The 23,407-nt window shown below is 41.7% G+C and carries 25 protein-coding genes; 22 read left to right on the top strand and 3 right to left on the bottom strand.

The window, feature by feature from the left end:
• Position 1: 1 nt before the first annotated feature.
• Positions 2-874, bottom strand: a complete 873-nt coding sequence (locus tag TY49_RS03670) for a YitT family protein (protein WP_041964546.1) — start codon at positions 872-874, stop codon at positions 2-4.
• A 293-nt stretch (positions 875-1,167) separates the two neighbouring features.
• Between TY49_RS03670 and TY49_RS03665 the strand changes: the two genes are divergently transcribed.
• From TY49_RS03665 to TY49_RS03585, 19 genes are all read left to right on the top strand, one after another.
• Positions 1,168-1,482, top strand: coding sequence for a nucleotide pyrophosphohydrolase (locus tag TY49_RS03665; RefSeq protein WP_041964555.1), 315 nt, complete (start codon positions 1,168-1,170; stop codon positions 1,480-1,482).
• Positions 1,483-1,496: 14 nt separating this feature from the next.
• Positions 1,497-2,297, top strand: a complete 801-nt coding sequence (gene dapB / locus TY49_RS03660; RefSeq protein ID WP_041964545.1) for a 4-hydroxy-tetrahydrodipicolinate reductase — start codon at positions 1,497-1,499, stop codon at positions 2,295-2,297.
• Between the two features lie 10 nt (positions 2,298-2,307).
• Positions 2,308-2,739, top strand: a complete 432-nt coding sequence (gene mgsA, locus TY49_RS03655) for a methylglyoxal synthase (protein ID WP_041964544.1) — start codon at positions 2,308-2,310, stop codon at positions 2,737-2,739.
• Positions 2,720-3,436, top strand: coding sequence for a bacillithiol biosynthesis deacetylase BshB1 (bshB1, locus tag TY49_RS03650; protein ID WP_439646151.1), 717 nt, complete (start codon positions 2,720-2,722; stop codon positions 3,434-3,436). The genes mgsA and bshB1 overlap by 20 nt, the downstream gene beginning before the upstream one ends.
• On the top strand, positions 3,433-4,572 hold the full coding sequence (bshA, locus tag TY49_RS03645) for an N-acetyl-alpha-D-glucosaminyl L-malate synthase BshA (protein ID WP_041964542.1): 1,140 nt from the start codon (positions 3,433-3,435) through the stop codon (positions 4,570-4,572). Before bshB1 ends, bshA begins: the two co-directional genes overlap by 4 nt.
• Positions 4,569-5,777 carry a CCA tRNA nucleotidyltransferase gene (locus TY49_RS03640; protein WP_369389218.1) on the top strand — a complete coding sequence of 403 codons (1,209 nt, stop codon included), beginning with the start codon at positions 4,569-4,571 and terminating at the stop codon, positions 5,775-5,777. The genes bshA and TY49_RS03640 overlap by 4 nt, the downstream gene beginning before the upstream one ends.
• Complete coding sequence (locus TY49_RS03635) at positions 5,738-6,733, top strand: biotin--[acetyl-CoA-carboxylase] ligase (RefSeq protein WP_041964541.1); 996 nt, start codon at positions 5,738-5,740, stop codon at positions 6,731-6,733. The genes TY49_RS03640 and TY49_RS03635 overlap by 40 nt, the downstream gene beginning before the upstream one ends.
• 243 nt (positions 6,734-6,976) lie before the next feature.
• The gene (gene panB, locus TY49_RS03630; RefSeq protein ID WP_041964540.1) at positions 6,977-7,813 is read left to right on the top strand and encodes a 3-methyl-2-oxobutanoate hydroxymethyltransferase; all 837 of its coding nucleotides are present in this window, start codon (positions 6,977-6,979) and stop codon (positions 7,811-7,813) included.
• Positions 7,810-8,664 carry a pantoate--beta-alanine ligase gene (gene panC, locus TY49_RS03625; protein ID WP_041964539.1) on the top strand — a complete coding sequence of 285 codons (855 nt, stop codon included), beginning with the start codon at positions 7,810-7,812 and terminating at the stop codon, positions 8,662-8,664. Before panB ends, panC begins: the two co-directional genes overlap by 4 nt.
• A 24-nt stretch (positions 8,665-8,688) precedes the next feature.
• Positions 8,689-9,075 (top strand): aspartate 1-decarboxylase, encoded by a 387-nt coding sequence (panD, locus tag TY49_RS03620; RefSeq protein WP_041964538.1) that lies wholly within the window; start codon positions 8,689-8,691, stop codon positions 9,073-9,075.
• Between the two features lie 264 nt (positions 9,076-9,339).
• Positions 9,340-11,454: an exonuclease domain-containing protein gene (locus TY49_RS03615; RefSeq protein WP_369389214.1), complete on the top strand. Its 2,115-nt coding sequence runs from the start codon at positions 9,340-9,342 to the stop codon at positions 11,452-11,454.
• Positions 11,454-12,134, top strand: coding sequence for a helicase C-terminal domain-containing protein (locus TY49_RS25535; RefSeq protein ID WP_369389212.1), 681 nt, complete (start codon positions 11,454-11,456; stop codon positions 12,132-12,134). Before TY49_RS03615 ends, TY49_RS25535 begins: the two co-directional genes overlap by 1 nt.
• Before the next feature lie 298 nt (positions 12,135-12,432).
• Positions 12,433-13,263 (top strand): ComEC/Rec2 family competence protein, encoded by an 831-nt coding sequence (locus TY49_RS03610; RefSeq protein WP_041964537.1) that lies wholly within the window; start codon positions 12,433-12,435, stop codon positions 13,261-13,263.
• Between the two features lie 230 nt (positions 13,264-13,493).
• Entirely contained in the window at positions 13,494-13,664 is a 171-nt protein-coding gene (locus tag TY49_RS24115; protein ID WP_084135367.1) for a YpmA family protein, read from the top strand.
• Positions 13,665-13,736: 72 nt separating this feature from the next.
• Complete coding sequence (locus TY49_RS03605; protein WP_041964536.1) at positions 13,737-14,222, top strand: cell wall elongation regulator TseB-like domain-containing protein; 486 nt, start codon at positions 13,737-13,739, stop codon at positions 14,220-14,222.
• Positions 14,223-14,324: 102 nt separating this feature from the next.
• The gene (locus TY49_RS03600) at positions 14,325-15,506 is read left to right on the top strand and encodes a pyridoxal phosphate-dependent aminotransferase (RefSeq protein WP_041964553.1); all 1,182 of its coding nucleotides are present in this window, start codon (positions 14,325-14,327) and stop codon (positions 15,504-15,506) included.
• 301 nt (positions 15,507-15,807) lie between these two features.
• Positions 15,808-16,515 carry a DnaD domain-containing protein gene (locus TY49_RS03595; protein ID WP_041964535.1) on the top strand — a complete coding sequence of 236 codons (708 nt, stop codon included), beginning with the start codon at positions 15,808-15,810 and terminating at the stop codon, positions 16,513-16,515.
• A gap of 102 nt (positions 16,516-16,617) precedes the next feature.
• Entirely contained in the window at positions 16,618-17,268 is a 651-nt protein-coding gene (gene nth, locus TY49_RS03590) for an endonuclease III (RefSeq protein ID WP_041964534.1), read from the top strand.
• Positions 17,268-17,645, top strand: coding sequence for a YpoC family protein (locus TY49_RS03585; protein WP_052442078.1), 378 nt, complete (start codon positions 17,268-17,270; stop codon positions 17,643-17,645). Before nth ends, TY49_RS03585 begins: the two co-directional genes overlap by 1 nt.
• A gap of 257 nt (positions 17,646-17,902) precedes the next feature.
• On the opposite strand, the gene TY49_RS03580 is transcribed toward TY49_RS03585, so the two are convergent.
• Positions 17,903-20,389: a penicillin-binding protein 1A gene (locus TY49_RS03580; protein ID WP_041964533.1), complete on the bottom strand. Its 2,487-nt coding sequence runs from the start codon at positions 20,387-20,389 to the stop codon at positions 17,903-17,905.
• A gap of 32 nt (positions 20,390-20,421) precedes the next feature.
• Entirely contained in the window at positions 20,422-21,039 is a 618-nt protein-coding gene (gene recU / locus TY49_RS03575; RefSeq protein ID WP_041964532.1) for a Holliday junction resolvase RecU, read from the bottom strand.
• A 123-nt stretch (positions 21,040-21,162) separates the two neighbouring features.
• Between recU and TY49_RS03570 the strand changes: the two genes are divergently transcribed.
• From TY49_RS03570 to TY49_RS03560, 3 genes are all read left to right on the top strand, one after another.
• Positions 21,163-22,149: a DUF2515 domain-containing protein gene (locus TY49_RS03570; RefSeq protein WP_041964551.1), complete on the top strand. Its 987-nt coding sequence runs from the start codon at positions 21,163-21,165 to the stop codon at positions 22,147-22,149.
• Positions 22,150-22,628: 479 nt separating this feature from the next.
• Entirely contained in the window at positions 22,629-22,883 is a 255-nt protein-coding gene (locus tag TY49_RS03565; protein ID WP_041964531.1) for a hypothetical protein, read from the top strand.
• A gap of 56 nt (positions 22,884-22,939) precedes the next feature.
• Positions 22,940-23,383 carry a YppE family protein gene (locus TY49_RS03560; protein WP_052442077.1) on the top strand — a complete coding sequence of 148 codons (444 nt, stop codon included), beginning with the start codon at positions 22,940-22,942 and terminating at the stop codon, positions 23,381-23,383.
• Positions 23,384-23,407: the final 24 nt, after the last annotated feature.

Here is a 23,407-nt window from a genome sequence, read left to right as displayed (position 1 = left end):
TTTATCTTTCCAAAGGCAGTTTATTTTCATCAAGCGTAAATCCTTCACCCAGTACATCATGTACAACGGTTACCGATACAAATGCGTGGGGGTCTACCGAATTAATGACACTTTTCAATCGGACGATTTCATTCTTGGCGACCACGCAATATAAAACATCTCTTTCTGATTTAGTATAAGAGCCTACCGCTTTCAGGCTGGTGACCCCGCGGTCCATTTCTTTCATGATTTTGGCTGCGATATCCTCGTTTTTCTCCGAGATGATCATAGCTCCTCTAGCAGCGTATGAACCTTCCTGCATAAAGTCGATCACCCTGGCCCCTACAAAGACGACCACAAGTGTATACATGGCTTCCCGATAATTCAAATATGTAATAAGCGAAAGTGTAATGACACCAAAGTCAAACATGAACATTGTCCTGCCCATTGTCCAACCAACATACTTTTGCGCCAGCCTTGCGATAATGTCGACTCCGCCCGTAGTTCCTCCGTAACGGAAGATAATCCCAAGGCCGATCCCGATGAACACTCCCGCAAACAGGGCCGCTAAAAACAAGTCCTCATATAAGGGCATCTCGATTTGATATTTTTGAAATATAGCCAGAAAGATGGAGACTCCTACTGTTCCTATGATTGTATAAATAAATACATTCCGGCCAAGCAGCTTCCAGCCTATGAAAAAAAGCGGCAAGTTCAATAATAGGTTAGTAATGGAAGGAGACCAGCCAAATACGAAATAAAGCAAAAGGGTAATTCCGGTGAAACCACCTTCTGCGAGGTTATTCTGCATATTGAAATGAACGAGGCCGAATGAGAAAATAGCCGCACCAAGCAAAATGAAAAAGATGTTTTTGATTTTTAAGCCGTTAAGCACGATGAATTCCTCCTAATTAGTACGACTAAAAATTACCTGATAAAGCGCTTATATTATATAAAATATAACCAACAAGGGCAATCTTTTACAGGAGGGGCATAAAGAGTCGCAATATTCCATGTTCGAAGTTCTGTATTGTGATGAGAGTATTAGGTTGAAAAAAGCTCTATTAGTGATTGCCTAGAATTAGTTTGAAATAAAAATATTTGTCAAAGTACCTTCATTAAGCTAACATCGATATAGATAAACATACATAAAAAGGTTGGGTGAGTTTCTTGAGTGGAAAGAAAACGATGAAAGAACTCCAGCAGGAAGTGGATACATATATAAGCCAATTTAAAGAAGGCTACTTCAGTCCGCTTGCTTTGACAGCACGCATGACCGAGGAGCTAGGGGAACTGGCTCGTGAGGTAAACCACTATTATGGCGAAAAGCCAAAGAAAAATGATGAAAAAGAAAAGACAATTGAAGAAGAGCTGGGAGATATGCTTTTTGTGATGATTTGTTTTGCCAACTCTTTAAATATAGACCTTGAAGAAGCACATAACATGGTTATGGAAAAGTTCAATACTAGGGACAAAGACCGCTGGACAAGGAAAGACAGCTAAAGGAGACTAAATATATGGAAAAAGTAAAGATTGTTATTGCAGGACCAAGAGGAAGAATGGGTAAAGAGGCTGTCGATCTGGTGCTCGGGACGGATACATATGAACTCGTGGGAGTTGTTGACAGGAAATATGAAGGAATGAAAGTTGGTGAGCTCGAGGGCTTTCCAGCGAGTGATGCCTTAATTTATACAGATTTCGAGAAATGTCTCCAGGAAGTTGAGCCAGATGTACTTATTGACCTGACGACACCTGAAGTAGGCATGTTCCATACAAAGACCGCATTGAAATATAAAGTTCGCCCGGTGGTAGGGACTACAGGGTTCAGTAAGGAAGACCTTGATGAACTTGAACAGCTGTGCGCTGAACAGGAAACAGGGTGTATCATCGCTCCAAACTTTGCAGTCGGAGCGGTTTTGATGATGAAATTCTCGCAAATGGCTGCGAAGTATTTCAATGACGTTGAGATCATTGAACTGCACCACGATCAGAAGCTTGATGCGCCATCGGGTACAGCAGTGAAAACGGCAGAAATGATAGCTGATGTACGCGAACCGAAAACACAGGGACATACTGACGAAAAGGAAACAATTCAAGGTGCCCGCGGTGCGGATTATGAAGGTATGCACATACATTCAGTAAGGCTTCCTGGACTGATTGCCCACCAGCAGGTATTATTCGGCGCTGACGGACAAACATTGACGATCCGCCATGATTCATACAATCGAAGCTCCTTTATGTCTGGAGTAAAGCTTGCGGTTGATACAGTCATGAAAATGGATGCTTTTGTTTACGGATTAGAGAATATCATAGAATAGGGGAGAAACCATGAACATTGCCTTAATTGCACATGATAAGAAGAAAGATGATCTGGTGGGTTTCGCTGTCGCTTATAAGGAGATTTTTAAAGAGCATACATTATTCGCAACCGGCACAACAGGGTTGAGGATTATTGAAGCAACGGGTTTGGAAGTGACAAGGTTTCAATCCGGTCCGCTTGGCGGTGACCAGGAAATTGGCGCACGGATTGCCAATAACCTTATGGATGCAGTGTTTTTTTTCAGGGATCCATTGACTGCTCAGCCGCATGAACCTGACGTGACTGCCCTCGTTCGTTTATGTGATGTATATTCTGTTCCGCTGGCGACCAATATGGGAACAGCTGAGATTCTCGTTAAAGGGATTGAAAGAGGAGACCTTGATTGGCGAAATATAGTAAAAGAAGAAACTGGTGATGAACATGGAAGCAATGAAGCTTGATATACTGGCGTTTGGTGCCCATGCTGATGACGTTGAAATCGGGATGGGCGGTACAATCGCGAAATATGCTGCTGAAGGAAAATCTATCGGGATTTGTGATTTGACCAAAGCAGAGATGTCTTCAAACGGAACGGTAGAGATAAGGAGCCGAGAAGCAAAAGAAGCAGCCGGTATTCTTGGAGTGAAGATGAGGGAATCACTTGACTTGCCTGACAGAGGCTTATTTTTAAAGGAAGAATACATAAGGGAAATTGTTAGAGTGATCAGGCGAAATACTCCGGACATAGTTTTTGCACCTTATTTTGATGACCGTCATCCTGACCATGGCAGCTGTGCCCGCCTTGTTGAGGAGGCGGTCTTTTCGGCAGCAGTAAGAAAATATGATGAAGAGGACGGGCTGAAGCCACACAGGGCAAAAGCTTTATATTTTTATATGATCAATGGATTCCACAAACCTGATTTTCTAGTTGATGTATCGGATTATATCCATTTAAAAATCAATGCATTAAATGCTTACGAAAGCCAATTCATGAAAGGGGCAGGAACTTTTGACACCCCGCTTGTGAACGGCTACATTGAAACAGTCGAAGCACGCGAGAAATTATTTGGCAAGGAAGCTGGCGTCGCTTATGCCGAAGGCTTTATGTCCAAAAAACCATTGTTAATCCATAAGGATTTGTTAGGGGAAGGAAAATGAAGAAACTTAAAATAGGCATCACTTGCTACCCGACGGTAGGTGGTTCTGGTGTTGTCGCAACAGAACTCGGGAAGCTGCTGGCGGAGAAAGGTCATGAGATTCATTTCATTTCCTCGAGCCTTCCCTTCCGCCTGAAAAAAATGTACCGAAATATTTATTCTCATGAAGTTGAGGTCAATCAATATTCTGTCTTTCAATACCCTCCATATGATATTGCTTTGGCCAGCAAGATTGCAGAGGTCGCAGTTTTGGAAAATTTAGATGTACTTCACGTCCATTATGCCATTCCTCATGCTGTCTGTGCTATACTGGCTCGCCAGATGAGCGGGCGTGATTTGAAGATTGTCACAACGCTTCATGGTACAGATATTACTGTACTTGGATACGATCCGTCACTCACTGATGCCATACGGTTCGGCATTGAAAAATCTGATTACGTTACAGCTGTTTCCAATTCGCTTATCCAGCAGACTTATGACTTGATCAAACCGGACAAGGAAATTGGCTGTGTGTACAACTTCATAGACACTCGTGTCAATAAACGCATTGATTCTTCTGATCTCAGGAAGGAATATGGAATCCTTCCTGAAGAAAAAGTGGTCATCCATGTATCCAATTTCCGCCCTGTTAAAAGAGTTCCGGATGTGATCAAAGCATTCGCAGGCATCGCAGAAAAAATGCCGGCCAAGCTTTTGCTTGTTGGAGATGGACCGGAAATGAAGATTGTATGCAATCTTGCAAGTGAGCTGGGGATCCGCGACAAAGTCCTGCTGCTTGGAAAACAGGAGAGGGTAGAGGAGCTATATTCATTAAGTGATTTGATGCTTCTTCTCTCAGAAAAGGAAAGCTTTGGATTGGTAGCTTTAGAAGCAATGGCTTGCGGGGTACCATGTATCGGTACAGATGTAGGAGGGATTCCGGAAGTGATTGTGGACGGAGAGACGGGTTACATATGCGAATTAGGAAATATCGAAGAGATAACGGAAAAAGCTGTTAATATACTCTCAAGCCCTGAAATCCACAAGCGTTTTGCTGAGAAATCGGTAGAAAGGGCAGAAAAAAGTTTCAGCGCTGAACAAATCGTATCTGAATACGAAAGTATCTACTATAGTATCGTCGGGCAGGATGCACAATGATTGGTCAGCCATTCATACAGGCAGTGCCTGTCCTTCAATTAATTGAGGATGCCGGGTTCGAAGCGTACTTTGTCGGCGGCTCTGTCAGGGATCATATCCTCGGCCGCGAAATATCCGATGTTGATATCGCAACCTCAGCCTTACCTGAGGAGTTAAAACGGATTTTTCCTAAAACCAATGATGTGGGAATTGAACATGGAACGATTCTCGTCCATTATAAAGGCGAACATTATGAAATAACGACATTCCGTTCCGAAGAAAACTACACAGATTTCCGCAGGCCAGATAAGGTTTCTTTCATTAGGTCATTAAATGATGATCTACAGCGGCGTGACTTCACGATGAATGCAATGGCAATGGATAAAGAAGGGAACATTATCGATCCTTTTGCGGGCAAAGAAGCGATAAACAAAAAAGAAATTGTGACAGTAGGCAATCCAGATGAACGATTCGGTGAAGATGCATTGAGGATGCTGAGGGCTGTTAGATTCCAGTCACAATTATCTTTTTCGATTGGAAAGCAGACTTTAGTATCGCTTGCAGCAAACTGTCATCTGCTTGAGAACATAGCGGTCGAGCGCAAAACTGTTGAGTTCGAGAAATTGCTGATGGGACCAGGCCTTAGCGAAGCAGTCCAATTACTGGCCAATAGTGGCATGATTCAATATTTGCCAGGGTTAAAAGGGCATCGTGATGAAGTAATACGCTTTTCAACGCATCTAAGAGGGAATTTCCAACTGGCGGAATCTTGGGTCCTGCTGGTATTTGAATTAGGTTTGAAAGATAAAGAAATTGAAGAATTCCTGAGAGAATGGAAGCTTCCAGTCCAAAAAATTAAACGAATCAAACATATTCATGCTTTGTTATTGCATCGCCTTAAAAATGAATGGAATCCGGAATTGGTTTATAACGCAGGATTGGAAGTTGCAATTAGCGCTGAAATAGTGTTTGCGTCCCTGCAAGATATTGATACCAGCACCGAAAAAATCAGGGAATTGCATGAGGTGCTTCCGATCAAGCATCGAAAAGAATTGAACGTCACGGGGAATGATGTTATGGACTGGCTGGATAAACAGCCTGGTCCCTGGCTGCGCGAGTATCTTGAGGAAATTGAACGTTCTGTAATCTATGGCATCGTGCCAAATGAGAAGGAGAAAATAAAGGAATGGCTGAACGCGTCCAATCTGAGATCAGAAAAAAATTGATAGATGCTTTTACGAGGAATGAAACTGAATATCTATCAGGCCAACATCTGGCTGACATTGCGGGCTGCACACGTACGGCGGTGTGGAAGCATATCGAGGAGCTTCGCAAGGAAGGCTTTGAATTTGAGGCGGTCAGAAGAAAAGGATACAAAATTATTTCAATCCCTGACAATATGTCTGCAGATAAAATCACCCTTGGTTTAAACACTGAATTCCTAGGAAGGAATCTGCACTATCATGACAGCGTAGAATCCACTCAAAAAAATGCGTATAAACTGGCTTATGATAATGCTGAAGAGGGAACTGTGGTGATTGCCGAGGAGCAAACTGCAGGCAGAGGGAGGATGGACCGGAAGTGGCATTCCCCAAAATATACAGGTATATGGATGAGCCTCATCCTCAGGCCGAAAATTCCTATACCGAAGGCTCCGCAGCTGACATTGATCACTGCAGTCGGTGTGGTGCAGGCTATAGAGGAAGTAACAGGCTTATTGCCTGAAATAAAATGGCCGAATGATATTCTTATTAACGGCAAGAAAATCACTGGAATCCTTACCGAGCTTCAGGCTGAATCAGATCGGATTAATTCAATCATTATTGGAATCGGCATCAATGTCAATACAGGCATAGAAGATTTCCCTGAAGATATCCGAACAATCGCTTCGTCGCTCGCCATTGAATCTGAAAAAATCATAGACAGGGAAAAGTTGATCAGGACGATACTTGAAAAATTAGAAAAACTGTATTTACTTTATCTCGAAAAAGGCTTTTTTCCGATAAAGCTGATGTGGGAAAGCTACGCTATAAGCATCGGTAAACAGATCACTGCAAGGACCCTAACTGGGGAGATAAAAGGTAAAGCCACCGGGATTACTGAAGACGGAGTTCTTTTGATTGAGGATTTAGCAGGGGAAATTCATAACATTTACTCCGCGGATATCCAGATAGAAGGTTAATTCAGTAATGTAGCCAAAAAAGCAGTCATTTGCTATAATCAATCTGGGCGGTATCGAAAGAACTGCACCTTGTTGATTTATTTTATAAAAAAATAGTTCTGCCTGGATCCGGTAGCGGACTGGGACAGAGGGATGAAACAAGTACAGGCTTCAAAGGGTCCTTCTGGCATAGATGGGCCCTTTTTTAGTGTCTGGCATTGATGGATTGTTTTATCTCCTCTTCAGAAAAAGGGAGGAACGAAAATGAAACAAACAACTGATTTCTTGAAAATGAAGCAAACAGGCAACAAGATCGTCATGGTGACAGCCTATGATTATCCTTCAGCCAAGCATGCCGAACAGGCTGAAGCTGATATGATCCTTGTAGGCGATTCCCTTGGGATGGTCGTGCTCGGCTATGACTCGACTATACCAGTAACAATGGAGGACATGATCCACCATTCGAAAGCTGTCAGGCGAGGAGCAGGCAATACATTCATCGTTGTCGATTTGCCATTTATGAGTTATCATCTGTCGATTAAGGACACTCTTATAAACAGTGCGAGAATCATGCAGGAAACAGGGGCAAACGCTGTGAAATTAGAAGGTGCTGATGAGGTCATTGACCATATAAACGCACTGACGAAGTCAGGAGTTCCCGTAGTAGCACATCTTGGCCTCACTCCGCAGTCTGTCGGGGTACTTGGTGGATATAAAGTCCAGGGAAAAAGCGCTGATGCGGCAAAGAAATTAATTGATGACGCAAAAAAATGCGAACAGGCAGGTGCCTTTGCTGTTGTGCTGGAATGTGTCCCTAAACAGCTTGCTGAGCAGGTCAGCCTGGCCCTCACAATCCCTACGATTGGTATCGGAGCTGGAGCAGAGGTTGACGGACAGGTACTTGTATATCACGATATAATCACCTATGGTGTGGACAGGGTACCGAAGTTCGTGAAACAATATACGAATGTAAATGAACAAATCTCTTCCGGGCTCAGTGCCTATGTTTCAGAAGTAAGGCATAAGGCTTTCCCAGAAGATAAACATAGCTTTACCATGAAGGAAGAAGAATTGCAGGCATTGTACGGGGGAAAAGAATGAAAATCATTAGAACAATCATCGAGATGCAGGAACAGATGCAAAAATTAAAATCTAATGGTAAATCCATTGGTTATGTACCAACCATGGGTTTTCTGCATGAAGGCCATATATCTTTGATGAAGAACGCCCGTCCGGAAAATGACGTTGTTGTCCTGAGTATTTTCGTGAATCCCCTCCAATTCGGCCCTACGGAGGATTTGGATGCCTATCCGCGTGATTTTGAACGTGACCATAAGATTGCGGAGGATCAGGGAGTAGATTTTATCTTCTATCCTTCTGCTGAAGAAATGTATCCAGATAGTGCTTCGGTAAAAGTTTCTGTTGTTGACCGGACAAATGTCCTTTGTGGCAAATCAAGACCAGGGCATTTTGACGGAGTAGCAACTGTTTTAATCAAGCTGTTCAATATCATCCAGCCAACGAGGGCATATTTTGGCCTCAAGGATGCCCAGCAGGTCGCAGTGGTCGATGGCCTGATCAAGGATTTTAATTTTCCGATAGAATTGATTCCAGTTGAAACAGTACGTGAAGAAGATGGGCTTGCAAAAAGTTCGAGAAATGTTTATTTAAGTGAAGATGAAAGACAGCAGGCAGTTGAACTTAGCAGAAGCCTGGAGATGGCGAGACACGCCATTGAGAGAGGCGAAAGAAATCCTGAAGAACTTGTTGGAATGATGAAAAATCATATCCATGAGAATACATCAGGTATAGTCGATTATGTTGAAATCTATTCTTATCCAGAGCTGAAAGAGTTAGAAACATTGAAGGGTAAAGTGATCATTGCCCTTGCGGTGAAGTTCTCGAAAGCAAGACTGATTGACAATACCATTATAGATTTAGAGGTAAAATAACTCATTTTAGGGGGATTATATTCCATGTTCCGCACCATGATGAATGCTAAAATACATCGAGCAAGAGTAACTGAAGCCAATTTGAACTATGTCGGCAGCATCACAATCGACAGCGATATTCTGGATGCAGTCGGAATGGTAGCTAATGAAAAGGTTCAAATTGTCAATAATAATAATGGCGCCCGTTTCGAAACTTATATTATTCCGGGGCAAAGAGGGAGCGGAGTAGTTTGCCTGAATGGTGCAGCAGCCCGTCTAGTACATGAGGGTGACGTTGTGATCATCATTTCCTATGCACTTGTCCCTGAAGAGAAGGTTCCGTCTCACCAGCCAAAAGTAGCGTTGATGGATGAGAATAACCGTATAGTAGAAATGCTCCATGCTGAACCTGAAAGAACGGTTTTCCTATAGAGCCAGAAAACTCCCGGATCATCGGGAGTTTTTTCATACAGTTTTTAAGCAAATCTCAAGAACGTTCTTTGGTGTAAGAATGTGTACACAAAAGGATAAACAACGACAAAAAGATATCCAAAAGTTTTTAAAATGGCAATAATATAAGTGGGTCTATAAGTATTGAATCTTCTAGATGGGACGATACAGGCACTGTCCCGCTTTCACTTTCATATTTTTTATGATACGGTTTTGTTTGACTGAATGTTAGAGGTGTATTGAAGAATGAGCCAAAAATTTGTGGTTGTAGATTTAGAAACAACGGGCAATTCCCCTAAAAAGGGTGACCGTATTATACAATTTGGAGCAGTGATCATTGAGGATGGGAAGATTACTGGCCGATTTTCCTCGCTTGTCAATCCATTGCAGGAGATTCCTGCATTCATTGAAGAGCTGACAGGAATTTCTGATTCAATGGTAAAGGATGCTCCATTATTTGAGGAAATCGCTCCGCAGGTTTCTGATATGCTTGAAGATGCTTATTTTGTGGCTCATAATGTCTTATTTGATCTTTCATTTTTACAAGAAGAATTATTAAATTCAGGACAGGAAGGTTTATATGGTCCTGTTATAGATACCGTGGAAATGGCAAGAATCCTGTATCCAACGGCTGACAGTTATAAACTGACTGATTTGGCCGCAAGGGAGAGTTTGCATCATGACCGCCCTCACCAGGCTGACAGTGATGCGCAAGTGACTGCAGAGTTGCTTCTGATAATGCTTGAGGATATAAAAGCGTTACCTTTGGTCACAGTCAAAGAACTGGCTAAGCTCTCAGAGGGGCTTAAGAGTGACCTTCACTTAATTTTTGATGATGTTTTGAGTGTGAAGGAGAGCAGACTGGAAATCTTACCTGAACATATTGAAATCTACCGTGGGTTAGCCCTGAAAAAGAGAGCGGTGATCCGCAAAATTAACCAAAGTGCTATTGCGTATCCGGAATCAGTGGAGGAAAAGATGTCTTTACTTCAAAAGGCATTTACTGGCTATGAGATCAGGCATGGACAGTTCGAGATGATGGACTGCGTTCGTGAAGCATTCTCAAAGAATGGCCATGCTTTGGTTGAAGCGGGAACGGGTGTAGGAAAGTCCCTTGGTTATTTGATCCCAGCAGCAATCTTTGCATTGGAGAGTAATAATCCGGTTGTAATCAGTACCTACACAACACAGCTCCAGGAACAGCTGTTATTCAATGACATTCCAAAACTGGGTCAGGTATTGGGAACAACCATAAATGCATCGTTGATTAAAGGCAGGAACAATTATATCAGCATGGCCCGGTTTGAGCACTCCCTGAGGGAGGTAGAGGAGAATTACGATACAGCCCTTACTAAAATGCAGATCCTTGTTTGGCTTACGCAAACAGAAACTGGAGACTTTGATGAACTCAATTTGTCTAGCGGGGGCATGCTCTTCTGGAGTAAAGTGAAAAATGAACGCGCGCTTTTCCTCAAGACGAAGCACTGGGAGGATTATGATTTTTATCAAAGGGCAATCGAAAAAGCGCATAATGCGGATATTTTGATCACTAACCATTCAATGCTGCTTGCCGACCTTGTTGCAGAAAAAGGTCCGTTACCGAATTATGACTATGCAGTACTTGATGAAGGTCACCAATTCGAAAAGGCGGCAGGAAAGTATTTTGGCAAGTCACTTGATTATCTGGCTGTCAGGCTAGTACTTAATCAGCTTGGTTTATATGACCAAAACCAGTTGTTCTATAAGTTGGAGACATTGCTTAACAATAATAACGGCGATCTGGGAAGCAGCAGGCTTCATACGTTTCAAATCAATCAGTTGATATCTGATTTAGTATATGAAACAGAAGAACTCTTCAAGCTTGCAGGAACTTATGCAAGAAAAGCGACGAAGAATAAATCTTATGGAAGTAAATTGAATGCAAGCATGATTCCGGACAGAGACAACCGGATTTGGACTGCATTGAAAACAACCGCAGAAAGGTTTTATTTCCACTTAAAGGATTTAATCACCGCTCTGGAAGGAAGGCTGGATGAGGCGGGAAAAAGTCCTCATCGCTATACAGGTGTGCAGCAATCAATCCTTGAAGAGGTTGTTTCGGTTACAGAAGATTTGGAAAAAATCCGTATTACGGCCAGAACCCTTTTTATGGACGAAAGCGGTTATGTGAGATGGATTGAGGCAGATATGAGGGCTTTGCAAAATTCAACGACAATTTTTTCACGCCCTGTTTATGTATCTGATTATTTGACAGAACAATTTTTCACGAAAAAAGAAGTGTTGTTGTTACATCTGCAACCCTCTCTGTTAATAATTCCTTCACGTTTATCAAAAAGGAATTGGGACTGCGAACTACACTGATGGAAAAGCAAATTCCATCGCCATTTTCCTATGAGTCTCAGGTCAAGCTCATTGTGCCTGATGACTTGCCGGAAATTAAGTCTGTATCTAATGATGACTATGTCGCGGCTATTACGGAACATATCATCTCGATTGCAGAAGCAACTAATGGCCGGATGCTGATTTTGTTCACATCGCATGAAATGCTGAAAAAGGCTTATGAGCTAATCAAGGAGAGCGGCCTGCTTGAAGAGTTCATTTTAATTGCCCAGGGGATTACTGCAGGCAGCAGGACAAGACTGACCAGGAACTTCAAACGGTTCGATAAAGCGATTCTATTCGGGACCAGCAGTTTCTGGGAGGGTGTTGATATTCCTGGTGAGGATCTATCATGCTTAATAATCGTGAGGCTTCCATTTACACCACCAGATGAACCAATAACAGCTGCAAAGTGTGCTTTGATCAAGGAAAACGGTGGCAGCCCTTTCTCTGAATTGTCCCTCCCTGAAGCCGTCCTGAGATTTAAACAAGGGTTTGGCAGACTAATCCGTACATCAAATGATAGAGGCCTGATTCTAATCTTTGATCGAAGGCTTGTTACCACATCATACGGAGGTGCTTTTTTACAATCGGTACCTGACGTTCCAGTTGAAAAAGGATCTATTACAGAAATAGTCGATATGATTCATGATTGGCTGTAGTACTGTTGCGCGAAAGACCAACATTGAACTTCTTTTTTTACGCTCTTTTCTCAAACTTTGTTGTTATTGAAAACAAAATTGAATTGAATCACCTATAACCCTTCCTAAAGTTGACGCTTCTTATGAGAAAAGAGCATGCACACTTAATATCGACCTGCAAAATGGGTATGCATTACGTTAAAATCGGCATTAGGATTTTAACAACAAACTTTACGAAAACAGCCTTTTTTAAAAAAAGCTTTTTATAATTTCAGCTAAATGACGCACTCTAAAGCTAGAAGTAATTGGAGGAGTGTACATGAAGCTGTTATTAGCAATCCTGGCATTTATGAATTGGTATTATTTCCCCTATGAATCTCCTTCTGCTCCCGTTGAGGTTGAAGGGGTAGATGTCAATCTGAAAAGAAACGAATTGGCTTTTACATTCTTAGCAATAAGCAATGGAGAGGCCGCACTGATTCAGCATGCTAATGGCGAGAATATACTAGTGAATACTGGTGGTACTGGCACATTCAAAGAGCTTGAACGGCTGCTTGCTCTTTTTCATGTAAATGATTTATCGACGATTATTTTGACTTCGAATGCTGGGCAGGAAAACCTCGATCAACTAATCCAGAAATATAATGTCCGCAGGATATTTACGGGGAAAGCTGGTAATCAGGTTTTGGCAGGAGCCTCAATCCCGACTGAAGTGAAAGTTCAAAGCTGGAAGCAGGGAGATTTGTTAAAGCTAATGCCAGGATTGACTGCAGAAGTCATTTTCGATGGCAGTGAAGAGAATGAAGGCACAGATATTTCTTTTCAATTTTTTCATCATCAAATTTTTTATGTTAGTTCAGCTAGTCATGCTTCCGAACAAGCATTTCTTGCAGAACCATTGAAGAATGTCAATATTGTCAAATTGCCGTTTTTTGCTGCAAAAGGTTCTTTTTCAGATTTGCTGATTGAGCATCTTGACCCTCAGCTAGCAGTCATATTCAAATCAAATTCAGTCAAACCTGATCCGGATTTAGTGGAGATGCTACATGAAGCCTGGATTGATGTTTATTTCACAAAGCAGCATGGTACTGTTACAATTAAGCTTACCGATTCAACCTATGATGTCATTACAATCTTGAGTGAAGAGTAATAATTGAGTGGATGTAGGTACAGAAAATCATAAAACGGGCTAAAGAAAAAACTGCGCATAATCTGCGCAGCCATTTTTAGTGTTTGGACTAGAAAAGTTTTTTGTGTGTCAGCAATACTCTTACCAGTGAGGACCATCTCCTGATATAATGGGTGGTGTTAATTGTATTGTTGCCAGCTGAACGCTCATATATAAATGACAAAAATTGTGTGAGAGGAGAGGAAGCGGGCATGGAAAGCAAAATTGAAGTAGTATCGACAGTAAAGGTCCAGAATAGTCCTGATTTGTATAAAATTGTAGATGCACTAAACAGGACTTTGAAGCGTGATGACCTCATGTTCGGTCTTGCACTGGATCAGGATGATAAAGAAAAAGCGATTTTTACCATTTATCGCACTTGATTAATTAAGCTGCTGTATTGATTAATATATGTAAAAGCAGTGCATTGAGCATACATAAAGAAGGGGATACATGTGAAAAAATGGCTATTTTTCAGCATCCTCATTGTTGTTACAATTGTGGGGATTCTGGTAAATGTATACTTAAACGCGGTTGAGCCAGTGAAGGCAGCAGAAAAAGAGGCTGTCCAAATTGCATCAGAAGAAACTAACCTTTCAGATTTTACAAACTTCAGTTTGTATAGTGGCGAAGAAACTTACTATGTGATGACGGGGAAAAATGCCAAACAGGAAGATGTTTATGTTTGGATCAATGAAAAAAACAGCGAAGTTATCACGAGAAATACGAAAAATGGTATCACGAAAAAAGAAGCTTTAAATAAACTATATCAGGAAAAAAATCCGAATGAAATTATTGAAGTAAGGCTCGGTATGGCCAGAATCCAAAAGACGGACAGGCCGGCATGGGAAATTTTTTACCGAAACAACAACGACACGATAAATTATTATTATGTCGATTTTGATACAGGTGAGAAACTGAGAGCCATTGATAATTTGTGATTTCATTAGGCAAATTTTTGATTCAAGAAGTTGTTGGACAATATGATATTATTAAATATTCAATAATAGCCACATGCAAAAATAGGAGGTAAAGGGATGGAGATCCAATTAGCCAGCAGAGTGGGAGCACTCACTCCTTCATCAACTTTGGCAATTACCGCAAAAGCAAAAGAATTGAAAGCGCAAGGGAAAGACGTGATTGGACTAGGAGCGGGTGAACCTGACTTCAATACACCGCAACATATTATTGATGCTGCTGTTAAGTCCATGAATGAGGGGTTCACTAAGTACACACCATCTGGCGGTCTGCCGGAGTTGAAAAAGGAGATTGCAGCGAAGTTAAAAGTTGATCAAGGGCTTGAATATCAGTTGAATGAAATCATCGTAACAAGTGGCGCTAAGCATGGTTTGTACACCCTGTTCCAAGTGCTTCTTGATGAAGGTGACGAAGTGATCATTCCGATTCCTTATTGGGTCAGCTATCCTGAGCAGGTGAAGCTTGCAGGAGGAAATCCGGTCTACGTGGAAGGGCTTGAACAGAACAACTTCAAGATCACTCCTGAACAACTAAAGGAAAAGGTCACCGACAAGACAAAGGCGGTCATCATCAATTCCCCGAGCAATCCTACCGGAATGGTATATTCCAGAGAGGAATTGAAGGCTCTTGGTGATGTATGTCTTGAGAATGGACTCCTGATCATCTCTGATGAGATTTATGAAAAATTAATTTATGGAAATGCTGAGCATATCTCAATTGCTGAACTCTCAGAAGAGCTTAAAAAGCAGACGGTCATCATCAATGGCGTTTCCAAGTCCCATTCAATGACAGGCTGGAGAATCGGTTATGCAGCTGGTGACAGTAAAATTATCAAGGCAATGACTGACCTGGCAAGCCATAGCACGTCAAATCCAACGACTCCTGCCCAGTATGCAACGATTGCAGCTTACGCAGGGTCCCAGGATGCGGTAGAAACAATGCGTAAGGCTTTTGAGGAAAGACTTGAAATCATCCACGGCAAGCTGAATGAAATACCAGGAATCAGCTGTATAAAACCTCAGGGAGCATTTTACCTGTTCCCAAATGTAAAAGAAGCGGCTCTTATGACGGGCTGCAAGGATGTGGATGAGTTTGCAGAAGTATTGCTGACAGAAGCGAATGTTGCGGTAGTTCCTGGCTCTGGTTTTGGAGCTCCAGACTATATGCGTCTGTCATACGCTACATCCCTTGAACAGTTGGAGGAAGCAATCAGCAGAATTCATCAATTTGTCGAAAGCAAGGCTTAAATCATCAGAGTCCTGCACTTGGGCTCCGGCTTGGTCTTGAAAGAACAGTAACGAGGAATCAGGGGAGTAGAGTACGTCCGCGAGCCGATTCCATTCCCACGTTTGCTGAACCGTCTATACGTATAAAATTCAACATGGCCCGTACATTGCGGGCCTTGTTGTATTTTAGGGAAGCTTGTTTTATGTTGTCTGATAAAGTTTTCTTTATCGATATTTTTCGACTTATTTCCCTTTTTAATCTTTTTCTATTTTATTACCAGCCGGCCTTGTTCATGCTATACTATGAAAAGAGGTGTCCGGAATGAAAAAAGCAGATATGTTAGATTGGCTGAAAGAGGGGAATGTAACAATTCCTGCTGTATTGCTTACGCAGTACAAAGAAATGAGATTGAACGAACAAGAATTAGCATTATTACTTCATGTATTCTATTTTTCTGAAAAAGGAAATGAATTTCCTACGCCTACCGAACTTGCAGCCCGCATGACGATATCGGCTTTCGAATGTACAGATTTGCTCCGAGCACTGATTCAAAGAGGGTTTATATCGATAAGTGACGGGAATTCCACGGACGGAATCAGATATGAAAAATATTCCCTGGAACCGCTTTGGGAAAAGCTGTTTGATCAGTTTATGCTCAACCGGAAACAGGAAAAAGAGATGGCCAACCAGAAGGAAGAAACGGATTTATATACAGCGTTCGAAAGGGAATTCGGCCGGCCGTTATCACCCTTTGAATGTGAGTCACTGGCAATGTGGATGGATGATGATCACCATGACCCCATCATCATTAAAGCTGCATTAAGAGAAGCTGTCATTTCTGGCAAATTGAATTTTCGGTACATAGACCGGATTCTTTTTGAATGGAAGAAGAATGGGATCAAGACGATCGAACAAGCTAAAAGTTATGGAAGGAAATTCAGGCAGCACCAGAGTGCTCAAAAGACAGGAAAAGAAGAACCTAAAGTTTCTGCAAATCCTGTTCCATTTTATAACTGGCTTGAACAGTAATTGTAACGAGAGAATTCATTTATTCTCTCTTTTTTTAGGCATTTTTCGAGGCGTGATGTCTTTTAAATAGTAAATCGTAAATTTAGAAATGTGGTGAGATAAATGTTAAATAAACAGCAAATTCGGTTTTGCCTTGATGAAATGGGAAGGATGTTTCCTAATGCCCATTGCGAGCTGGTTCACTCTAATCCTTTTGAACTGGTCATTGCAGTCGCCCTATCTGCTCAGTGCACTGATGCCCTGGTGAATAAGGTGACCAAAAACTTATTCCAAAAACACAAAAGTCCTGAGGATTTTTTGAGTGTTTCATTGGAAGAACTGCAGGAGGACATCCGGTCAATTGGATTATATCGCAATAAAGCGAAAAACATCCAAAAGCTTTCCAGGATGATTATTGATGAATATGGCGGTGAGGTTCCACGGGACAGGGATGAATTGACGAAGCTTCCTGGCGTTGGGCGTAAAACAGCCAATGTCGTGGTTTCTGTCGCTTTCGGGATACCTGCCATTGCAGTTGATACCCATGTGGAGCGGGTCAGCAAACGCCTGGCTTTTTGCCGCTGGAAGGATTCAGTTCTTGAGGTTGAGAAGACATTGATGAGAAAGGTTCCTGAGGAAGAATGGTCCATTACGCATCACAGGATGATTTTCTTTGGACGATACCATTGTAAAGCCCAGAATCCCAAGTGTGAAACATGTCCTTTACTGGATGTATGCAGAGAGGGTAAAAAAAGAATGAGAGCCAAAGCGTAATGGAAAGAACAGATATTTCCTTTCAGGATTATGTACAAGCAGTGGAGAGGGTCCTCAGTGAATGGGGACAGTGCAAGGATGAACTAGATATCCACTTCAAGAACAGAGATAGCGATAGGGCATTGCCATTGATGAAGAGGGCGATAGAATTATTTGAACAATTCCTTATTATTTCAAATAGCCTGAGTCCGGATAAGTATTGTGTTAAAGATTGTAAGATTAAGCCGGTGAATGTAGAGGAAAGGCTTGATTTTATCGTATCAAGACCCAAACTTTTTCATTCTTATAAACAACTTGCTGAATTATTCGCTGAGCAGGAAAAGCAGTTCGCTAAACAAGTGGCCTTAAATAGAGCAAAAAACAAACGTCCTGATTGAGTCAGGACGTTTTGTTTTTTATCGTTGTCTAGGAAATTTTAAAACAATTTCGTTGTGGATAACTATATATGATTTTCTTAATCCAGCTCCAGCGCCTAGCCCCTCGAGTCGCTTCGGTCCGCCCAATGAAGTCAAAGAACGACTTCACCGGTCGGCCCTCCAGCGCTTATCGGGGCTGGTCAAGGCGCTTGCGCTTTTTGCTTCTGGAAGGGAGATTAGTCGTCATCCCCATCACCATTGTTGTTCCCATTATTATTTCAGTCGCCGTCACCATTTCCATTTCCGTTCCCATTCCCATTCCCATTCCCTTGGCCATCTTCATTTCCTTCTTCATTCTCTTCTTCTTCATTTTCACTCTCGCCATCTTCTGGTTCTGGCAGGAGTGGTTCTGGAACTTCGACTTTAAGGGTGGCTGGATCAGAACGCTGTTCACCACGTATAGCTGTGACTTTGAAAGAATAAATTCCGCCTGGAACTGCATTGGCGATTTTCAAGCCTGTCTCTGCGGTAGTGGTCAGTGTTTGCTCAGGACCTTCATCAAGGGAAGCGGTAACCTCGAATTGGATATCCTCTTTATTCTCCTGATTGAATTCCCAGCTCAGGATGATTTCATTTTTCGATTCATCGTATTTTGCTTCAAGCTTTGAAGGAGTTTCAAGCTTTTCAAACTTCTTGGAAGTTTCCTTAGGAACATTGCCCTTTACAGCCCACTCGTAAAGGATTTCATCCTTTGGAGTATATTCACTTGCAAGCTTTGCAGGCATGGTACCTTTTTCGATTTTAACTCTTTCAACACTCTTTGGAACAGTAAAGTCAGGTGTATCTACGTCTTTAGATACATAGGTCATCAGATTCTTGAACAGAGTCTGTGATATTTTTTGTTCATTACCGTACAGTGCCGTCTTTCTGTCGCTATAACCAGTCCAGACGGATGCTGTATATCTTGTTGTATAGCCTACAAACCAGGAATCAGGGACACCACCATTTTTAATTCCCCATTTTTTGATATCTTCCGCCGTGTAGTTCGTTGTTCCTGTTTTTCCGGCAACGTGAAGGTTTGGAATGTTTGCGTAAGTTGCTCCTGTACCTTGCTTGATCGCCGTCTTCAGCATATCGGAAATCATGAAGGCGGTATAATCTTTCATGACCACTTCTGTCTCAGGTGTCAGATCAATTTCTGTCTTGTCCCGTAGTACAACCTTTTTGACTGAGTACGGCTCTGTAAAGAAACCGTTGTTACCAAATGCTGCATATGCTCCGGCCATTTCAATTGGCGCAATTTCTTTAGCACCGATTGCAGCTGATTCATAAAAAGGATCGTCTAGTGTTAATCCCAGCTTCATCCCGAATTCCCTCGCTTTATCATTACCTACAGCCTGGAAGGCCTGAAGGGCAGGGATGTTGATCGATTTTGCCAGGGCAGTTCTCATAGTCATTATACCGTTATACTTATCGTTCCAGTTTCCGATAGGATCCCCGTTTGAATAGGTCATAGGCTTATCTTCAAGCATATGGTAGGTGCCCCAGCGCAAATGCTCGATTGCAGGACCATAGTCAAGGATGGGCTTAATCGTAGACCCAGGCTGTCTCGTTACATCAATTGCGTAGTTCAAGCCTCGCTTGACTTGCTGGTTCCGGCCGCCGCCAATCGCCCGTATTTCCCCGGTTTTCGTATCAAGCAGTGTGATGCCTGCCTGCATTTCATCATTAGGGAATTGAACAGCTGCATCTGTATTCAGGATATTCTCCACATGTTTCTGTGCATTTTGATCTAATGTTGTATAAATTTCAAGTCCATCGGAAAAAATATCAAAATCGGTTTTTTCTGTAACTTCCTCGATTACCATGTCAACAAAGGCATCGAATGGTTCTTCGTTCTTATTCTTTCTGTTTTCTTCCTTAACAAGGCTGGATTCAACAGGAATCTTTTGTGCATTTTCTTTTTCTTCCTGTGAAATGATGCCATGCTGATGCATCAGATATAATACAGTGTTCCTTCGCTTCTCCGCTTTTTCAGGGTTCGTAAAAGGATTGTAATTATTAGGGCTCTGAGGCATACCTGCAAGCAGGGCGGCTTCATGAAGCTCAAGCTCACTTAAATCATCTTTTCCAAAATAGGTTTTTGATGCAGTCAGGACACCGTGCATATTTTCTGACATATAAATTTTATTTACATACATTTCAAAGATTTGCTGCTTTGTATACTTTTGTTCAAGCTGGTAAGCCAGCCATGCTTCTTGTGCTTTCCTTGAGATCGTTTTTTCAAAGCCAAGGAAGTAGTTTTTGACAACTTGCTGCGTAATGGTGGAGGCACCTTCGGATCCAAAGCCGTCAGTTATATTTGCTATAACGGCTCCTCCAAGACGGATGACGTCTATACCATTATGTTTATAGAATCTTACATCCTCTGTAGCTAAAAAGGCATTTTCCACTAGTTTTGGTATATCCTCATATGCTACATAATCCCGGTTCTGCGAGCCTACTTCTGTTACGAGCTTTTTATCTTTATCATAGATCTTAGAAGATATAGGGTCTTTGAGCAAGGACTCATCAAGTTTTGGTGTATCCTGTATCATGAATGCGAAGGTAGCGATTCCGGTCAACATGCCGATGATGCCAAGGGCAATCAGCGTAAGGAAAATTTTCTTGAACATTCCTTTATTCGCTTTCTTGCCTTTTGTTTTCTTAGTCTTGGCTGCCTGTTGTCTTCGGCGCTCCTCTCTAGTTTGAGGTTTTTGTGCCATTTATAGTTCATTCCTTTCTCGCAATAAAAAAACTAACTAAGTTTATAAAGATAATCGATAACTTTTATATAGTCAATCCTTGGGTGGAGGCCAAGGGGTATCTGTTGGCCGAATTCAATGACTTCTTCCTTTGTGATCGACTTCCTGCCGCCATTTTTCATTCTTTCCCAGAAAGTCAGCAAATGGCTCGCTTCCAGCAAGTATATCTCTTCTTCCGAGGAGAACCGGAGGATGACGAAACATATTCCTCCTTGCACAAGCACAGCTTTCATATGGATAATCTGATGTTCATGGAAGTTTTTCAACGGGAACGAAGTTGAAAATTTAGTCTCTTTAGCTTCAAAATCAATGTACCTTCCCTTGTAAACTCCATTATAGTCTGTAGTAGAAGCTTGCTTAAAGTATGCCTCTTTTATAACAGCTGCACTCCTGCGGGGATAATCCACATTAACGATTTGAACGGGTGTCGGTTTTTTATGGATGACTGCTATTCCCCGGTCAACATAGTAGGAGTTTGTATCATTCAAGTCCTCCTCCAATGTCATTCCTCTATTACTATAAGCTGCATTTTTTTGCACCCTGGCTTTTTTTGCTGGCTCTTTATTTGTATTTGGCGTATATTTCTTCCCATTTGGATAATTGAATATCAAGCTGACCACCTCGCAGACTACTCTATATCATACCAAATATCAACGGTTTTTGGTTGAATAAAAAGCCTCATTTCAATTCACCCTATAAAGAACCTATAGAAAAGGAAGAGAAAAGGTGTGTCAATAACCCAAAATCCTCAATTTCATCTGCTGTCTGACCATGAAGCCGAGATCATACAAAAAATAAGGCTGGAAACTGACGACCTGAATTTGGACAACATCTCAAGAACTAGAGCGTATCTTAATTTTTATCTGGAATATCCCGAAATGATTTGGGCGTTCCTGGCCAGCATGGTTTCAAGGAATGGCGGCTATAATATGTGCGACCTTGAGGGAGATTGGTTCCCCAAGATGCTCGATCCCCCAATACGCCAGCGGTTGTTCCTCACATATGAAAGAGCCAATTGGCTGATATTCCGCGATGCCTTTTCGCAGCTCCTTTTATACTCTTATTCGACGAAAAAAAGCACACCAATGTTTCACTTGCTGAAATTCCTTGATGTATCAACATTTATGGAAAAAGAATGGCAGGTATTTTGGGAGCGGGGAGATAAAAAAAGGCTAATGACAGCTTTGATCATCAATGAACAGAATGTGATCCATAATCCTGTTATAAGGCATCCGGTATATAAAAAGAGAGTATTTAACACATTGATGTTTTCCTTCGAAGATTATCTGCATTTTAGTACGGTCCTTTTTCCAACGTGTGAGGGAGAACTCTACGGGGCGAGTGTGAATGGATTTAAATCTGTCAGTAAAAGAATAAACCTTGGAAAGCGACTTGCGTCAATATTATTTGACCACAGGTATTATCCGTTATTTCTGGAATTCGCGGTCCAAACAGAACATACTGCTTCAAGACATGATTATGAACAGTACTTTCCTTTCGATAAAAAAAGAGATACGCCATTCCTTCGCTGTACCTATCCAATCATTCAGCATCATTTCCATCTACAAGGTGACTGGTATAAGGAGAGGAAATTTCACAAAAAGTGGTTTAGCCAGGAACTCAACCATAAGCATCCTGTTCACTTGACGGAATGGTACAAAAATAAGCAAAAACAATTACATGCGATGATATCGGTGAAGGAATTATTCACTTCAAATTGATCCAAACAAAAAAGCAAGGGATCTCCTTGCTTTTTGTTTAAACCAGCTCCTGCACCAAGCCCCTCGAGTCGCTTGTCTAGCTGCGGCTGATCGAGGCTCTTCCGCTTTACGGCTCACTCTGCTGGACGGTTTGGTCCCTCCAGCTTTTTGTCGCCATACCCTGTTTTCTTCTCAGCGGTTTTATTAGGCTGCTGCGCGGTTTTCTGTTGTTTTTTATTCATGTGAACACCTCCCGAGATTAGTTTGTTCATTTGCGTTTTTTTCATTCGGCAATTGAATGTCGAAGGCTGTAAAGATTGATGCTGAAAAGCACTTTGTTTGGCGAATTCCTTCTAGTTTTGTCAACGGTGAAGGAGGTTTCAGCAAGAAGTAGAATTTACAAGTTAAGTTCCTATATTTCCTTATAGAGGATTCGTTGTCGTTCAGCAGGGTGCATACTGACAGACCTTAAAATAACTATAGTTGGGAGAGATTGACCGATGAGACCAGGAATTGAAAAAGAAGAGATTTTAGGGATGTTGACTGATATGGCCCATAGCCTTGAAGAGACGGATATCAACCTGCATGAATCTTTAATGGAAGTCCGGGAAACGATGTGCCTGACACATTCATCACAGTTAAGAGAAACAGGCATTTTTTTAGATAGAATGGAAGGCAAGCTGCCTAAGTTGATAAAATCTGAATTACATGCAAAATCTGAGCAATCCTCTCTAAAACTTGAATTGAGTTTTTAATTTATATTAGAATGGATTCATCTTTAAAGTAGCTTTCTTAACAGAAGGCTACTTTTTTGTATAAGGTCATAAAGAAAGATAATAACCATGAACAAAAAATAAATAGATTTAAAGAAAGTGTGATTAAAGTGGAAATGGAAAATAACATTCTTACATTATCCAAAAAACTGCTGGTTGATGTGGAAACGGCTCATAAACGATTTCAACTTTCAAAGGAAGAGGGAGTAAGGGGTGACTTTCATTCAGAAGTTAAGCCATTCGCTGATGAGGTGAAATTGGCATCAGATGCGTGGAGAGAATCAGCAGGCCAATGGATTAGGGAAAATAGACCAAAGAATCTTCATGCTAATCAAATTGAAACAGCGGCGGACTATTTGGAAGTCATCTCTGTCCAGGCTTTTTTTCCTGAAACAAGCAAAAAAAGATTCCTTGATCAAATTCAGTCAGTTGAATTCATATTGAACAGCATGATCATTGCCGTCGAGAAAACAAGGAAGTGAAAGTAAAGAAGCACCAGAGAACTG

Origin of the sequence: Mesobacillus selenatarsenatis SF-1 (assembly GCF_000813125.1) — a bacterium.
GTDB lineage: Bacteria > Bacillota > Bacilli > Bacillales > Cytobacillaceae > Mesobacillus > Mesobacillus selenatarsenatis.
Note: the sequence above shows the minus strand (reverse complement) of the source record. Positions and strands in the feature narration are given on the sequence as shown.